The organism is Clostridium beijerinckii, assembly GCF_018223745.1.
GTDB lineage: Bacteria > Bacillota > Clostridia > Clostridiales > Clostridiaceae > Clostridium > Clostridium beijerinckii.
Window position 1 is genome coordinate 1,604,637 of record NZ_CP073653.1, and the last position, 18,118, is coordinate 1,622,754.

Consider the following 18,118-nt stretch of genomic DNA (forward strand, 5'->3'; position numbering starts at 1 on the left):
TGTAGAGTTTTACTCTTGTGCTTCATAAGAGTTTGTATATTTATGAAGAAGAGAATGTTTTAAAGACCATAAATTTTGTGATAAATCAACATAATAAGTATGAGGATTTTCAAATCTAAGTACTTCAGGCCACAGCTTATCAGTTTCAAGTTTTGAAAAATCTTTTATTTCTAAAACTGTAGGAGATTTATACACGCACTTTCCACTTTTGAATATTGGTGATTGAAGTTCTTTAGTGTAATAGTTCTTGATTTTTTTTCTCTTCCATGTATGAATAGGGTCGAATATTATTAATGGTTCATTCTCGTTAATGTTTTCATCTCTTAAAGTAATTAAATCCGCAATGGCCTTGTGAGAGTTTTTATCAAATATTCTTATTATCTTCTTAAAACCTGGATTTGTTATTTTTTCTTCATTTTCGCTTATTTTAATTTTAGGGATAATGTCATTATCACCTTCCAATGCAACTAATTTATAAACGCCGCCAAAAACTGGTTCTGACTTAGCAGTTATAAGTCGCTCACCAACTCCAAAAGAGTTTATACATGCACCTTGATCTAATACATCTTTTATAATATGCTCATCAAGAGAGTTAGAAACTACAATTCCACAATCTTCATATCCAGCTTCATCTAACATCTTTCTGCATTTTCTTGTTAGATAAGTAATATCGCCAGAATCTATTCTTATGCCACGAGGTCTCTTGCCAAGAGGTTTTAAAACTTCATTAAATACTTTTATTGCATTTGGAATTCCTGACTTTATGACATTGTAGGTATCAATAAGTAATACACAATCATCTGGATAAATTTCAGCCCAGGCTTTAAAAGCATCATATTCTGTATCGTATAATTGAACCCAACTATGAGCCATAGTTCCAACAGCAGGTATATTAAACATTCTGTCTGACATAGTGCAGGCTGTTGAACTACATCCACCTATAATAGCTGCTCTAGCACCATAAATTGCGCCGTCATAACCTTGAGCTCTTCTTGAACCAAATTCCATTACAGGACGCCCATCTGCTGCTCTACAAATTCTATTAGCTTTTGTAGCAATTAGTGTCTGATGATTTATTGTTAAAAGAATCATTGTTTCAAGGAATTGAGCCTGAATTACAGGGCCACGAACAGTTACAAGAGGTTCGTTTGGAAATACTGGGTTCCCTTCTGGAACAGCCCAAACATCGCAACTAAAATCGAAGTCCCTTAGATAGTCAAGAAATTCTTCGGAGAAGGCGTGTTTATCTCTTAGATAAGTAATGTCGTCATCAGTAAATTTTAAAGTGCTTAAATAATCAATTAATTGTTCAACTCCAGCCATTATACAGTATCCGCCATCATCGGGGATTCGCCTAAAGAACATATCAAAGTATGCTATTTTGTCTTTAAGTCCTTTACGGAAATAACCATTACCCATAGTCAATTCATAAAAATCAACTAACATCGTTAAATTTCGTTCATCCTTAACATTAAAACTAGATTTATTATCCATAATAATCTCCTTTAAAAAACATGTAAATAATTTTATTTTATAATTATCGTTTAATCCATTATAAATTAAAATGCATAAAACTATTGTACATCTATAAGAGTTTGATTACAATATAGTTGCTTATAACTTAAAATCAGACATATATTAATTTTTTGAATTTAAGTAGAAAATATTCAGTATTATGAGAGAAAATGAAATTCATATAGTAAATATGGAAAGAATTTAAAATATGTAAGTCTTATATAAAGAAATTCATAAATGCTGAAATGTAAATAGGAATGAAAGAAGGAGCATTACAGTGGGGTACGATCTTGATAAATATCAGATGGATGCAGTAAAAGCAGAAGAAAAAAATGTCTTGATAGTTGCAGCACCTGGATCTGGAAAAACTACGGTTATAATAAATAGAGTTGATTATCTAGTAAAGCATAAAAGAGTAGCTAATGGAAATATAATAGTAATTACATTTACAAAAGCTGCAGCGCAGAATATGAAGAATAGATATGTATCTAAATTTGATACAAACAGTTCGCCTTTTTTTGGGACATTCCATGGCTTATTTTATAAGATACTTTTGAGATGTGGAAGAAATATCGACATAGTTGATGGGGCCGTTGTTCACAAAATAGTTAGTAATATTTTAGGTAAGTACTTTGATGAAGTTAATGAAGATAAAATTAAAGAAGCAATAAATAACATTTCTTTGTATAAAACTTCAAGAGTTCCTCTAAATGAATTTAAGCCATCAATTGCAAAAGAAATTTTTGAAGAAGCATTAGAAAAATATGAAGAATATAAAAAAGAACACAACAAAAGAGATTTTGACGATCTAGCTATAGAAGTATTAGAATTGCTAAAGAATGATAAGAATATGTTGTTGTCTTATAGGAAATTATTCAAGTATGTTTTAGTTGATGAGTTTCAAGATTGTGATGAAATGCAAATAGATTTTTTAAGGTTAATAAATGATGGGGAAGATAATAATTTTTTTGCAGTGGGAGATGAAGATCAATGTATTTATTCTTTTAGAGGGTCAAAGCCAGAGTATATGGTTAACTTTGATAAAATATTTATGGGTGGGAAAAAATATTATTTATCTATAAATTATAGAAGCAGAATGAATATAGTTGATAAATCAAAAACTGTAATAGCGTATAATGAAAAGCGAAATAATAAAGAAATAAAATGGAATAAAGAGTGTGATGGCATTGTTAAGTGGTTTAATCCATATAATGAAAAGATGCAGGCTGAAAGTTTGACTGATATAGTTATAAATAATAAAACTTTAGGAATTAATTATGAAGATAATGCAGTATTGTATAGAACCAATATAGAGTCTATGTCTGTTATTGATGTATTAACTAAAAGAAAGATCCCATTTACACTGCTTGATAGAGAATATAATTTTTTTGAGCATTTTATTTGCAGGGATTTAATATCATATTTAAGATTAAGTGTAAATGAATTTGATAGAAATAGCTTCTTGCAAATAATAAATAGGCCTTTCAGATATATAAGTAAGGGAAATTTATTTTATATAAAAAATTATGATAGAGAAGAGAGTCCATTTACTATAATTATTAGCAAAGAAGATACACCACCATTTCAAAAGAAAAAGCTTGATGAGTTAAGAAAAGATATAAACTATTTAAATAAGATATCTTTATCATCAGCAATTGCATATATAGTAATGGATTTAGGATATAGAGATTATCTTCAGGAATATGCTAATAAATTTAATCAAAGTTTTGAGGATTTAGAAGATATAATAGAAGAATTTAAATTATCAGCAGAAGGATATAAAACTATATTTGAATTTCTAGAACATATAGAGGAAGTAAAACAAAGTATAGAGGAAAGTAAAAGAAAAACTAAGAGAGAAGGAGTTATCTTAAGTACTATACATGGAGTAAAAGGAATGGAATTTAAGAATGTCTATGTTATAAATTGTGTAGAGGAAACTATACCTCATGCATCAAGTATAAAGGAAAATATTGAGGAAGAACGAAGATTATTTTATGTTGGAATAACTAGGGCGATAGATAACCTGTATCTATTTTCTCCAAGGAGCAGGAAAGGTCAATTTAAGGATGTTTCGAGGTTTGTTGTAGAAGGAAAATTAAATGATATGCCTGTTGATACTTATGGATACGAGATAGGAAATAAAGTAGCCCATAGAACTTATGGTATTGGAGAAATCGCAGGATTTGATGAAAATGACAAAGATAAGATTAAATTGAAGTTTGATGATGGACTTTTTAGGAGTTTTTCCTTGAAAATTTTGGTTGATAACAATTTGATATCAAAATGTTAAATTAAAAAGATAATAATTAAATTTAAGTTGGTGGAACTCCATTCATGTAACAGTTGAGAAATTATTATGTGAATGGAGTTATTTTATTGTTAAATTATTTGATCACAAGACTTTTATAATTATCCTTTGTAATCACTTTATCTTTTACCAAATATTTATCAGGAATATTTTTATTAAGCAAAAGGTTCTCCATAAGTTCCTGAGCTGCAATTTCTCCAACTTCTGTAGCACTTATGTATGCAGACGCTATAAGAGGAGAGTTTTCTTTTTGAAATTCATCCTTTGCTACATATCCACCTACCCCTACAGCAACAGCATTTTCTGCAAGACCAGATTGATCCAGTGCTTTTATTGCACCAATGGTGCCAGCTTCATTTGCAGACATGACAAACCAATTCTTTATATTTTTATTAGACGTTATAGTTGATGCGGCAGAATAAAAACTTTTTTCTGATTGTCCATTATATTCGGCTTGAAAAATATTTTCTCTTGGAAAGCTTGGAAGTCTATCTTTAAATGTTTCTAACTGTCCTTCAGTTCTAGGTATGCAGCTAGATACAGAATCCATTGACATAAGCAGAAGTCCTGAAGAATTAGGATCACTTAATTTATTATTCTTTTCTAAATAATCTACCATGAGACTAGTCATATCCCTTCCAATTTGATTAGAATCTATTCCGACAAATGGTGCAATATAATTACCTTCATCATCAGTAAGCGGATCGTCGCAGGCTATAACAGCAATATTTGATTTCTTACATCTATCTATAGTGATTTTACTTAATTTTTGATCAGGAACGCATATTAATATACCATCTACTTTTTGAGTAATTAAATTATCCAAAGCAGATAAATACACATCAGGATTCATTTTAGCATCTATAGTAATTACATCTTTAGCCCCCATAGCTAAAGCCTTATTTTTAGCAGCCTCACTTTCTTCCTGAAACCAAGCTTCATCTAAAGTTTTGTAAATAACGGCAATAACTAAATCAGATTTTTTTGAGCTCTGTTTAGAAGTTGTAGTATCACAAGAGAAAGCAAAACTAGATAAAATTATTATTACAACTAAAAGTATTTTCTTATTCATGTAAATATAAATTCCTTTCAAAATTTTTAAAATGTATATTTGGAGTAGTTATAAGCCATTACCCAACTATAGATTTTTAAAATAAGAGTCTCTGAATTGGTTCGGAGTGATACCTGTAACTTTTTTAAATAAAATACTAAATTGTTGAGGACTATTAAATCCAAGTTTGTCTGATATTTCATAAAGCTTATAGTTAGTTGATAAAATTATTTCTTTAGATTTTTCAATTCTAGCTTTTAAAATATACTGCGTAACATTTTCACCTGTTTCTTCTTTAAAGATTCTGCATAAATAAACTTTATGGACATTAATGTTTTCTGCTATATCTGTTAGACTAAGAGATTGATTAAAGAGATTTTTGTTTATGTAATCTATGGAATCAGCAACCTTTTTACTATATTTATTTTTAAAAGAGTTATTAAAATTAATATTTATTATTTTAGTAAAGATCTCAATAAACCATCCGCTCATTTCTTCAACGGTTTCTTTTGTTGATAATATTTCTATAGGTAGGTATGAAGTTGAAAAAATATCTTCATAAGCTATAGAATATCTATTACAGGTTCTTACTACTAAATCTAGGAGAGAGGAGTTTATATAATTTAGATAATTAAACTGCATAAATCCTCGTATATCTTTATCATATAAGTGAGTTAACTCTGATTTTAAGTTTTCAATATTATTTTGTTCAATAGCTATATTAATGGCATTAATTCTTTTTGCTAAAGTATCAGTATCTAAATCTAAATTTTTTACAAAGGTATTATTTAAAATTATAGTATCATTGCCTAGGAATACCTTCATTTTAGAAAGTTTAAATGCTTCATCAAAGTATTTCTTTATTTTAAATGGCTTTTTAAATGTTGAGCTCACACTTATTGTTAAGCTGATATTATGCATGAGGGAAATCCTTTTTCTTATTTCCTGCGCTAAATAATAACACTCATTTATTATATCCGCTTCACTAATGGTTGGCGACAAGCGTACAATAGCTGTGAATTCTCCATTTTCACTATAAAAACATTCACCAATATTGAGTTCTTCGATGGTTTCAGAAACATTTTTTATTATTTCATTAAGGGTATTTGTATAGAAATTCTCATCTTCTATATATTTAAAAAAGTTATCTATCTGGATAAGGAAAAGAACAAAAAGTTTTCCGTTTAGATTAAGGTTAAGGTTTTCAATAAGGTTATAACAATCGTCTTGACTTATATCATTAAATATAAGCTTTCTTAGTGCAATATCCTTATTTTCCTTTAGGAAATTTAAAAGTTTATGTTCTTTTTTTATTTCACTCTTTTTTATAGTTATATTATCAAGATCAGTTTTAGTTTTTGCTAATATTCCATATAGATCATTAGGTGTTATTAAATCTTTTATCAAGTAGTCTGTTACGCCCATTTTCATAGCTCTTTGCGCATACGTAAAGTCCTCATAGCAGCTTAATATTAAAAATTTTTGAGATTTATTTATTTTCTGTACTTCTTCTATTAAATCTAAACCATCTATAATAGGCATTTGTATATCTGTAATAATAAGATCTGGTTTTATATCAGTATATTTGTCCAGTGCGTCTTTACCATTTGAAGCGCTATATACTATTCTAAAATCAGTGTCTTCCCAATTTATGATGCACAAGAGAATTTCTCGTGCAGGTATTTCATCGTCTACAATCATTACTTTATACATGCTATTTGCCTCCTTTTTTAGAATTAAGGCACACTGACTTGTTATTTCCCGAATGTGCTCTAGTAAATGTATGGAATATTGAATTCTATACAAGTTCCAATTCCTGTTTTGCTATATACTTTTAAGTCATATTCGCTTCCAAAATATAGTCTGAGTCTTTCGCTTATGTTATCTAGGCTTATACCATTAAAGCCTTTGTGAGTTGATTTTCTCTTACTAATTCCTACGCCATCATCGATAACTTTTATTTTTATAAAATCTTTTTGTGGCAATATATCTATTTTTATAGTCCCAGCACAACCTTTAGGTACTATTCCATGATAAAGAGAATTTTCAATAAGTGGCTGAAGAATAAGTTTGGGCACTAAACAGTTATTCAATTCTTCAGGAATATTACATACTAGTTTAACTATATCTCCATATCTATACTTCTGTATCTTCAGATAATTTTGAGTGCATGTAAGTTCATCTTTTAACGTTATAAGCTTTTTACTTGTTGATATGCTTTGTCTTAGCAGACCATTAAATGATTGAATAAGTTCTCTTATTTCATTTTGATTATTTTTTATAGCCAAATAGTTTATTGTATTTAGTGTATTATGTATAAAATGAGGATTTATTTGTGATTGCAGTAAATCCAGTTGGGTTTTCATGGATTCAACTTCAAGCTTTTTGTTTTCCTCTTCTTCCTTATAGATTTGTTCAATTAGATTTTTTATATTGTAAATCATTTTATTAAAACTAATTATAAGATACTTAAGTTCGTCTTCGGTTTTGGCTTCTAGTTTGTCTGGCCATTCTCCATTTTCAAACTTATTCATTGCTTTTGTAATATCATATATAGGATCTGTAATTTTCTTTGAAGTAAAGTGGCTGATAAAAAGTACAACTGCAATACTAAAAATACCAATACAATAAATTAACCATCGAATAGAATCAAGGTTTCTGGTTAAAGAGTCCAAAGATATTAATCCAATGACTCTCCATTCTGGATATGCTTCTATAACACTATTAAATTCCATATACTTTACGTTATTAACATTTACAGTATCATTATTAACTTTTTCAAGCATTATATTGTCATAATCAATATTTCCTATTTTATAAATCAGATTACCATTTTTATCAACAATAAAAGTGCTATCAAAGACTCCATGGCAGTAATCATCTATGTTCATAAATAAATTCTTTTTCTTTATATTGATCATAAGGTAGCCGATAAGGGAGTAGTTTTCTTTATCCAAATACCTAGAAAAATAAGTTATAGTTGTTCTTTTTTCATAGTCGGCATTCTCATAATTAAATGGAAAAGTATTAGGAGAAGAAAATTTATTTGAATATCCACTTTCAATAAAGTTGTCCAATTCTTTATTTCCATAAATTAATTCATTATAAGGATATTGTGAATAAAGAGGATCCATTATTTTTTTATCTGTTGTCAAAGGAATTATAGAAATTATATAGTTACTCCATTTACAATATTCTGAAAGAGTATTAAAAAATTCTGCATTAGTTTCTGGAGTTGCAGAGTTATTTCTATTAACTTTAGACATATAATCATAAATATTTTTATCATTTTCAATCATATAAGAATCATGTCTTATAGAATCTAAATTTTCATTAAGGATTTTAGAAATTACAGTTATTTTCTCAGTAGCAACGTTATTATATTGTTTAATTATTTCTTTAGAAAAAATAGAACTTATAGAGGACGTAACAGCTAAAGTTAATCCAAGTATTATAATTGAAAAATATATAGTTATTCGATTTCTTATCTTTGTGATTTTTTTTACCTTCATTGATCATCACCATAGGAAATTATAGCACTAAGAGTATAGGAATTCTAGTGAAGGTATGTACTTAATAGTGGATTTAAATTTATGTACTGGATAATTATAAATTAAAGATGTGGTGTAGAATATATCTTAAATTAAAAATGATGAATATTTTTAATTGAGTGCTGTATAGAAATCGGAGTAAAGAAATGTTTATTATTTTTTAAAACCAACTATGAAAGAGGGCTATATAAAATTTATTTTTAATTAAGTTAATATTTTATAAGAAAAGTTAATAAATGAGATTTTTATAATGGAACGATTTCAATATAATGTGATTAACGATTACAGAAAACAATAACATACTGTAGTTTACGGAAATATGAACAGTTTATATTTAGAGTACTTATTAAAATAAATTGTGGAATTCTATGTGAGATGTAAACGTTCGTAATTTTAAAGGAGGAAAAAAGCATGTTAACCGTTATTTCATTTTTATTTTGCATCGTATTAGTAGCAACAATTACGTATCGTAAGCTAAAGGGGCAAAAAAATAATTCAAAAGATTCTTATTTCTTAGGTGGACGTAGTTTGACAGGTGGTGTGATAGGGGCATCTTTATTACTTACAAATTTAAGTGCATCTAATTTTGTAGGTATGAGTGCTCAAGCTTACTCAAGCAATATGAGTGTTATGGGCTGGGAAGTTGGCTCTGGTATTACTCTTGTAATTGTAGCTTTATTTTTACTTCCAAGATATTTAAAACAAGGGGTTACAACCGTGCCTGATTTTCTTGAAGAACGTTTCGATTCAGGTGTTAAAAAGATAGTTTCAATATTATTTTTATTAGGTTATGTTTCGAATCTACTTCCAATAACTCTTTATTCTGGTGCTATTGCATTGGCTCAAATATTTAACGTGCAAGAAATGTTTGGTATAAGCTATACAGCTAGCATTTGGATTATGGTTTGGATTATCGGTATAATAGGATTTATTTATGCTATACTTGGTGGATTAAAAGCAGTTGCAGTATCAGACACATTAAATGGTATAGGATTAGCTATTGGAGGATTAATAGTACCTATATTTGGAATAATATATTTTGGTCATGGAAGCTTTTCGACAGGATTATCAAATATATTAGTTAATCATTCAGATAAATTCAATGCTATAGGAACATCACAAGATCCTATACCTTTTGGAACTTTATTTACAGGAATGCTTTTAGTTAATCTTTATTATTGGGGAACTGATCAAGCAATCATTCAAAGAGCATTAGCAGCTAAAAATTTAGCAGAAGGGCAAAAGGGAATAATTTTTGCAGGACTTTTAAAAGTATTAACACCATTAATAGTTATAGTACCAGGAATAGTAGCTTTTCATATATATGGAGCAGGTGTTGAAAATCCAGACTTATTATATTCAAGACTAGTAAACGATGTATTACCAAAACCTTTAATTGGTTTCTTTGCAGCAGCTATGTTTGGATCAGTATTAAGTGTGTTTAATGGAGTGTTAAATAGTGCGTCAACCTTATTTGCATTAAATGTATATAGTCCTGTATTTGGAAAAGGAAAGTCTGATAAGGAAATAATATCAAAGGGTAAGATATTTGGACTTGTGTTAGCTATAATTTCAATGACTATAGCACCATTTATAATGTATGCACCACAAGGATTATTCCAATACTTGCAAACAGTAAATGGGTTCTTCAATGTGCCTATATTCACAATAGTTTTTATAGGATATGTAACAAAAAAGGTACCGGCTATAGCAGCAAAAATATCAATAATATTTTTTGTATTAACTTATGGAACACTTCAACTAATAATAAAACCAGAAATGCATTTCCTTCATCAATTAGGAATCTTATTTGTAATCACATGTATGATTATGCTAATTATTGGTAAAATAAAACCAAGAGAAAAGGAATATGTGTTAAAAGACAATAAAGTAGTAGATATTAAGCCATGGAAATATCGTTATGAAGCTTGTGGAGTAGTATTATTCTTGATGGTATCAATGTATGTTGTTTGCTCAAAATTAGGATTTGCCAGTGGAAATGGAATAGGAATTAGAACATTGGTACCTATAGCTGTAATTGCAGTAGTAATGTATGGATTAGTGAAAGTAGTCAAGGCAAGAGGTCTAAGAAAGAAAGCGGGAGATAATGCAGAGTTAGTTTACAGAAATTCAGTAGAGAAATTGGATTTTTAACTAAAAAGTCATTAGGGATTTAGTATAGGTGAACATATTTAATCCTAATTATGTATAAGCAGAAATCATACTTAAATAATGATTTAGTAAGTCGATAAAGTTAGTATTATTATATGAGTTTCTGCATAATATATTATACCCATATAATTTTAAACATCTCTTCAGATAAAATCTCCCACCTTATTTATTTAAGGGGGAGATTTTAGACTTTTCATTAACACTTTATTTAGAACAATAAATGTTGCGAATTAAATGATTAATGTTCTCATATAATATTAACATCCTTTTAATATTTATTTTCTTTTAACATTGCTTAGCTCCTTTATGGGAGATTTGTATTTATTATAATAAAAGCACAAAAGCTAGAAAGTTAAGTACTTTCTAGCTTTTATATATGTTGCAATAATAAACTTACATTTAAAATTCTAATAATCCAAGTGCTTAATTTAAATAATAATGTAGGAATTAAATTGTAGTATATATACATTCTAAAATATTAAATTATTTACGTCTTATAAATATAAACAAATCATACTTTTTTGAAAGTATGGAGTATGAAAGAAAGCTAATAACACCAGTTACTAATGTTAATACTAAACTATCAAGAAATGGAAAGGTGACAGCTAAAGAAGGAATTTTAGTCTTTAGAAAAGACATAATCATAAATGGAATTAACACAATTCCAAAGATTAATAAGGAGCGAAGCTTAGAACTGGATGTTTCCTTATGTCTTAAAATAGTATTTGAGATGAAATACCCTATAGATATTAGAATACAAGTAATTAAGGTGCTCATTAATACTCCCTTTTCAAATAAAACATCTAGTAAAGTAAAGAAAAAAACTAGTATTGAAAAAGTAAATATGCCTTCAAGTACTTGTTGAATAGCAGACACTGAAGAATTATACTCATAAATTAACTTATTACAAAACTTATCCAGATCTTTGTTGCATTCTAATTTTTTTGTTGGAACCTTTTGATTTTGAGCTGTAAGTACAATATCAAAAATTTGTTTTTCTATATTTCTTGGTAATAAAAGGCTAAAGTTATGTTGCATCAAACATGCTTGTATAGCATGATAGGTCTCTAAGTAGTTATTTTTTAATAAAGATATATTAGGTCTACTTTGCATGTTATCCCCCTCTTAAAAACTAATGATTTTAATTTTGTATACATTTATTTCCATAGTCAATCATTTTTATGTATTAAAATCACGGCAATTACACCTTCTACCATTTTAGCAGAGGGAAGTTAATAAGTAAATAAGTTGAAGTAATGCAAAATTGTGAACAAATATTTTAAGTCATTGTATGTAATTGGCTTATAATATATAATTTATAGTATATTTATGCAGGAGTTAAAAATATAAATAAAACAATAAAGGTTGGTTGTGTTTATATGGAATTAAAAAGATTTAATCAAAAGGATATAATTTTTGCCTTAGATATAGGAACTAGGTCAATTATAGGTACAGTAGGAATAGTAAAAGATAAGAAGTTCCAAGTTGTATGCGAGAAATATTTAGAGCATGAAGAAAGAGCCATGGTGGATGGGCAAATACACGATATTAATTTAGTGGCGTCTGTTGTTCAAAAAGTTAAGAATTATCTCGAAGATGAACTTGAAATACAGCTAAATGAAGTATCTATTGCGGCGGCAGGTAGGTTTTTAAGAACTATTGATGTAAGAGCAGATATTGAGCTTAATGATGATGAAGAAGTTAATAAAGAAATCATAAGAAGTCTTGAATTGAGTGCTGTAAAAAAGGCAGAGGAGCAGATAGCTTCTACAACTGAAGGAAAACTATATTGTGTTGGATATTCAGTTAGAAATTTCTACTTAAATGGATTTTTAATATCTAATTTATTAGGGCATAAGGGAGAAAATATAGGTGCAGAAGTTATAGCAACTTTTTTACCTAGGTCTGTAATTGATTCACTTTATGCAGTAATGAATAGGGTTAATTTAAAGGTTGTAAATTTGACTTTAGAGCCTATAGCTGCTATGGAAGCTGCTATACCTAAAAATTTAAGACTGCTTAATATCGCGCTTGTAGATATAGGAGCTGGAACTTCGGATATAGCCATAAGTTCTAAAGAAAGTATATCTGCATATGGAATGGTTCCAATGGCTGGAGATGAGATCACAGAAACTATTGTTCAAGAATATTTAGTAGACTTTAATACTGCTGAAAATATAAAAAGATCTATAGTGAAAGAAGAAGAAATAAAATATATTGATGTTCTGGGTATGGAAAATATAATATCATCAGAAAGTGTATACAAACTAATTGATTCTATTGTTATTAAGACTGGAGAAGAAATATCTAAAAAGATTTTAGAATTAAATGGGGGCAAGGCTCCAAGTGCTGTATTTTTAGTAGGAGGTGGAGCTCATACACCCGGAATTTTAGAGGCTATTGCTGATAAATTAAAATTACCACCTCAAAGAATAGCTATTAAAGATAGGCAGGCAGTGATAGAGTGTGTTTCAGATAATGATATGGGATCATCAGGTGTAACTGTTCTAGGAATAGCTTTAACAGCAATACGTAGTATGGGAAATGATTTTATTGATGTTATTTTAAATAATGATCCAATTAGTTTATTTAACTCCCATAAACATACTATAATGGATGTATTGCTTCAGGCAGGAATAAATCCATCGCTACTTATAAGTAAAAATGGTAAAAGTGTCAGGTTTAACTATAATGGATGTAAAAGAATTGTTTTTGGTGAATATGGAACTAATGCAAAGATCAGAATAAATGGAGAGGAAGCAACTCTTGAAACAGAAGTTAAAGCAAATGACAATATAATACTAGAATACGCACAGAATGGAAAAGATGCATCACCTAAATTATCAGAAAATATAAGAAACATAAATTCAGTTTCTATTTATTTAGATGATAATATTATGAATATAGAACCTGTAACGCTTGTTAATGAGAAAAGAGAAGAGTTAGATTATATAATAAAAAATGGTGATGAAATAAGAGTATTCTTACCATGTAAAGTTGATGAATTTAAGAAGTATATATTAAAAGAAGAAGTAATATTACTAAAAGGTGGAGAATACTTGGAAGATAATTATGAAATTTCAGAAGGTGATCATATCGTAATTAAAGCAATGGATTCATATATAGGAAGTGAAGATGCTGCTAAGGTAAATCATAAGGAAGATTATGTAGATGTGATAGAAAGCGAAAATATAGAAGGTTGCAATGAAGATAGTGAAAATATTAATTCAGATAAAATCGAAATAGCAATTGGTAGAGAAGAGTTTAGAAATATAACAGTTAATATCAATGGAGAAAATATAGTATTGAAAGGAAAAGTTCAATATCTAATAGTAGATATATTTGAATATATAGATTTTGACTTAACAGTTCCAAAAGGAATAATTAACTTGAATTTAAACGGGGAAAAGGCACCATACACAGCAAATATAAAAGATGGAGATATAATAGAAGTTTTTTGGAGTGATAATTAAAGTTTATTATTTCTTAGAGCTAATATCTTGAATTTAGGCATATTCAAAATTAAAATAAGTCCATATACGAATTTATTTTGTACAATTGGCATATTGTCTTCTTTAAATATGCTTAAAAATCTAATTATTATTAAATATGGAGGGATTAGAGAAATGATAGATTTTAAAAAAGAAGCTAATCTTATAAAAGATGAACTTATAAAAATAAGAAGGGATTTACATGAACATCCAGAACTTGGATTTGAAGAGGTTAGGACATCTAAAGTAATCAAGGATTTTTTAGAATCTAATAATATTCCTTATATTCAAGTAGCCAAAACAGGCGTATGTGGAATTATAAAAGGTACAAAAGAAGGAAATAATAAAACTATAGCCTTAAGAGGAGATATTGATGCGCTTCCTATTAAGGATATGAAAACTTGCGAATTTAAATCAAAAATTGATGGAAGAATGCACGCTTGCGGACATGATGCTCATACAACAATACTTATGGGAGCAGCAAAGTTATTAAACGATAATAAAGATAAGTTTTCCGGTACAGTAAAGTTATTATTTGAACCTGCTGAAGAAACTACTGGTGGAGCTACGCCTATGATAAACGAGGGAGTTTTAGATAATCCAAGAGTTGATTGTGTTATTGGGCTTCACGTTGATGAGGAAACAAAATGTGGCACTATAAAAATAAAAAAAGGTGTAGTTAATGCAGCTTCAAATCCGTTTAGTATAAAGATAACAGGTCAAGGCGGTCATGGAGCATCACCTCATACTACTGTTGATCCTATTGTTATTGCCAGTCACATTGTAGTAGCACTTCAAACAATAGTAAGCAGAGAAATATCACCAGTTAATCCGATTGTTATAACTGTTGGTACATTACATGCAGGAACTGCTCAGAATATTATTCCAGGAGAAGCTACTTTAAGTGGGATGATTAGAACAATGACAAAAGAAGATAGAGCATTTGCAATAAAAAGATTAAATGAAATTGTAAATGGGATTGCAGTTATGTCAAGAGCTAAAGCAGAAGTGAAAATAGAAGAAAGTTATCCTTGCTTATATAATGATGATGAGTTTGTAGATTTAATAAGTGATAGCGCAAATGAAATTTTAGGAAAAGAAAATGTTTTAGAACAAAAAGCGCCTAAAATGGGAGTTGAAAGTTTTGCTTATTTTGCAAATGAAAGACCAAGTGCATTTTATTTTTTAGGTTCAGGAAATAAAGAAAAGAATACTACTGAGCCAGCACATAGTAATTTGTTTAATATAGATGAGGATTGTCTTCCAATTGGAGTTTCTATTCAAGCTTTGGCAGCATTTAATTATTTAACAAAGTAATAGTATTATTTTGCGATTTTATGTAAAATAAATTGACAATATGTTTAAAAAACTAGATAATGCTAAGGGTAATAAATTTAGGAGTGATTATATTTGAAAATAGAAATAGGTCCAAACGAGGCAGGTCAGAGATTAGATAAATTTTTAAGAAAATTATTAAAAGATGTGCCATTAAGCGCAATTTTTAAAGCTTTAAGAAAAAAAGATATAAGGGTTAATGGGACAAAACAAAATGAGAAATACTTCTTACAAGAAGGCGATGTAGTAGAAATAAAATACATACAAAGTAACAAAGAAGATAAAAAAGAAAAGTTTATTAAAGTTGATCCTAAAAGAATCAAGATTGCATATGAAGATGAAAATGTAGTAGTAATTGAAAAATGGCCAGATGTATTGGTTCATTCAGATAGCAATAATAGTGAAGAACCTACTCTTACAGATTATGTTCTTTCTTATTTAAATGATAAGGGTGATTATATTCCAGAAAACGAAATAACATTTACACCAGCAGCATGCAATAGATTAGATAGAAATACTTCAGGAATGGTCATGTTCGGAAAGACTTTCGAAGGTTTAAAAGCCATAAATGAAGCTATTAGAGAAGACGAAATAAGAAAATATTATTACGCTTTAGCAAAAGGAAAAATAAGAGCTGGACTTTATGAGGCGTACATATTAAAGAATCCTGAAACTAACACATCTAAGATATACGACACTGAGGTTAAGAACTCAAAAAAAATATCAATGGAAATAAGTATAGTGGAAAGCAATGGTGCATATTCACTTTTAGAAATACACTTAATTACAGGAAGAAGTCATCAAATTAGAGCACATTTAGCACATTTAGGAAACCCTATAATTGGAGATAATAAATATGGAGATAAGAAATTAAATTCATTTTTTGAAAGTAAATATGGTCTAAATTTTCAGTATTTATATGCTTATAAGTTGAATTTTAGAAAAATTAATGGAAAGTTAGAATATCTAAAAAACAAGACTATAGCATCGGCATTACCTCCAATATTAAAAAAAATAAAGCAAGATGTATTTAAGTTCTCACTTAGATAGGAGGTAATTATGGAAGATCAATCAGCCAATAGTAGCAGAGGCTTTTTAATTCTTTCAATAGCAGGGCTTTTAACCAAAGTTATATCAGTTTTTTATATACCACTGCTTCAAAGAATAATTGGGTTAGATGGATATGGAATATATCAGAATTGTTATGAAGTGTTTTTATTTGTATATGCAGTTACCAACTTAGGGACTCAACCAGCTATTGCTAAAGTGGTTGCAGAGCTTACAGCATTAGGAAAACCAAACGATGCTGTAAGAGCTCTTAAAATATCAAGAACTCTTTTATCTTTAGTTGGTGCGGTATTAACTATATTTTTAATGCTGTTTGCTTTTCCTATTGGAAATATGATTGGAAACCCAGCAGCTTCTTATGGAATTTTGATGCTTGCGCCAAGTATATTTGTTACATCGCTTTTATCATCGTATAGAGGATATTTTCAAGGAAGAAATAGTATGACTGCAATTGCGGTATCACAAGTATTAGAACAAGTAATAAATATCGCAATTAGTTTAGCTTGTGCATATTTCCTAGTACATATAAGTGTTGAATATGGTAGTGCAGGGGGAACTATAGGTACTTCCGTAGGTGCTTTCGTTGCATGTCTATATATGGTATATGTTTATGGAAAGAAGAATTTTGAAGAAGATTCTATGTATGCTCAACAAAATGTTAAAAGAGTAAGAACTAAGCATATCATAAGAAAGTTAATTAAATACGGCTTACCAATAACATTAAGTTCAGGGCTTCAGAATTTTGGTAGCTTAGTAGATATGGTGAACGTAAATAGTAGATTAGCATTTGCAGGATTTAATTTACAGCAATCCCACGTGCTTTATGGGGTTCTTGGGAGATATAAGACCTTATTATCTGTTCCATTGATAATAGTTACTGCCCTTGGGACAACCGTATTACCGGCTGTTTCAGCAGCTATGGCATTAAAAGATAAGAAGGAAATAAGAAGAAAAACTTCTTTTGCTTTTAGAATAACATTAATAATAACAATACCAGCAGCTGTAGGCCTTTCTTGCTTAGGACAAGAGGTTTTTGAATTGCTTTATGGAACTGATCAAGGGTTTGAATTAATGGTAATGGGATCAGTAGTTTTGGTTCTCATGGCTGTTGTGCAAATACAAACAATAATACTTCAAAGTATGAATAAGCTTTACTATGTGCTTGGAACATTTAGTATAGGGATAGTAGCTAAAATAATAGCTAATTACATATTAGTAGGGATACCAGAAATTAATATTTTAGGAGTAGTAGCAGGAAACTTTTTATGGTTTGCAATACCAATGATCTTAAATAAAAGAGCATTAAAAAAGGCACTTAGAGTTAAGATTCCTCTTTTTAGAAGCGCAGTTAAACCTCTTTTTGCTTCTGCAATAATGGCAGGTATAATATTTATGCTCAAGACACCAACATCAGTTATACTAACATTAGCTAATGGAAATACTTTATTAAAAGCAATCACAACGATTTTAATTATTTCTATAGCTGGATTTGTTTATTTATATTCAATGATGTTAATAGGTGGAATAAAAAAGAATGATATAGACAGTATATCACCTAGAATATTCAACTATTTACCTAGATTTTTGAGAAAAAAACTTCAAAAGTAAAGAATGGGATTTAACT

Annotated in this window: 11 protein-coding genes; 6 read left to right on the top strand and 5 right to left on the bottom strand. The window is 29.0% G+C overall.

Annotated elements, in window-relative coordinates:
- Positions 1–9 precede the first annotated feature (9 nt).
- A complete protein-coding gene (locus KEC93_RS07375) occupies positions 10–1,494 on the bottom strand; it encodes a nicotinate phosphoribosyltransferase (protein ID WP_023974245.1) in 1,485 nt (494 codons plus the stop codon).
- A gap of 298 nt (positions 1,495–1,792) precedes the next feature.
- Between KEC93_RS07375 and KEC93_RS07380 the strand changes: the two genes are divergently transcribed.
- Positions 1,793–3,808, top strand: a complete 2,016-nt coding sequence (locus KEC93_RS07380) for an ATP-dependent helicase (protein ID WP_077868007.1) — start codon at positions 1,793–1,795, stop codon at positions 3,806–3,808.
- Positions 3,809–3,902: 94 nt separating this feature from the next.
- Here the strand turns inward: KEC93_RS07380 and KEC93_RS07385 are convergent, their stop codons facing one another.
- The 3 genes from KEC93_RS07385 to KEC93_RS07395 form a co-directional block, all read right to left on the bottom strand.
- Complete coding sequence (locus tag KEC93_RS07385; protein ID WP_077853957.1) at positions 3,903–4,898, bottom strand: arabinose ABC transporter substrate-binding protein; 996 nt, start codon at positions 4,896–4,898, stop codon at positions 3,903–3,905.
- Between the two features lie 66 nt (positions 4,899–4,964).
- Positions 4,965–6,590 (bottom strand): response regulator transcription factor, encoded by a 1,626-nt coding sequence (locus KEC93_RS07390; protein WP_077305533.1) that lies wholly within the window; start codon positions 6,588–6,590, stop codon positions 4,965–4,967.
- Between the two features lie 59 nt (positions 6,591–6,649).
- Positions 6,650–8,389 carry a sensor histidine kinase gene (locus tag KEC93_RS07395; RefSeq protein ID WP_077305535.1) on the bottom strand — a complete coding sequence of 580 codons (1,740 nt, stop codon included), beginning with the start codon at positions 8,387–8,389 and terminating at the stop codon, positions 6,650–6,652.
- Between the two features lie 450 nt (positions 8,390–8,839).
- Here KEC93_RS07395 and KEC93_RS07400 point away from each other — a divergent pair, with 450 nt between their 5' ends.
- Positions 8,840–10,582 (top strand): solute:sodium symporter family transporter, encoded by a 1,743-nt coding sequence (locus KEC93_RS07400; RefSeq protein ID WP_077868006.1) that lies wholly within the window; start codon positions 8,840–8,842, stop codon positions 10,580–10,582.
- Positions 10,583–11,083: 501 nt separating this feature from the next.
- Here the strand turns inward: KEC93_RS07400 and KEC93_RS07405 are convergent.
- Entirely contained in the window at positions 11,084–11,713 is a 630-nt protein-coding gene (locus KEC93_RS07405) for a hypothetical protein (protein WP_077868005.1), read from the bottom strand.
- A gap of 266 nt (positions 11,714–11,979) precedes the next feature.
- Here KEC93_RS07405 and KEC93_RS07410 point away from each other — a divergent pair, with 266 nt between their 5' ends.
- The 4 genes from KEC93_RS07410 (at position 11,980) to KEC93_RS07425 (ending at position 18,102) form a co-directional block, all read left to right on the top strand.
- On the top strand, positions 11,980–14,073 hold the full coding sequence (locus tag KEC93_RS07410; protein ID WP_077868004.1) for a cell division protein FtsA: 2,094 nt from the start codon (positions 11,980–11,982) through the stop codon (positions 14,071–14,073).
- A 153-nt stretch (positions 14,074–14,226) separates the two neighbouring features.
- On the top strand, positions 14,227–15,408 hold the full coding sequence (locus tag KEC93_RS07415) for a M20 metallopeptidase family protein (protein WP_077853954.1): 1,182 nt from the start codon (positions 14,227–14,229) through the stop codon (positions 15,406–15,408).
- Positions 15,409–15,501: 93 nt separating this feature from the next.
- Positions 15,502–16,476, top strand: a complete 975-nt coding sequence (locus tag KEC93_RS07420; protein ID WP_077868003.1) for an RluA family pseudouridine synthase — start codon at positions 15,502–15,504, stop codon at positions 16,474–16,476.
- A gap of 9 nt (positions 16,477–16,485) precedes the next feature.
- Positions 16,486–18,102 (top strand): putative polysaccharide biosynthesis protein, encoded by a 1,617-nt coding sequence (locus KEC93_RS07425; protein ID WP_077868002.1) that lies wholly within the window; start codon positions 16,486–16,488, stop codon positions 18,100–18,102.
- Positions 18,103–18,118: the final 16 nt, after the last annotated feature.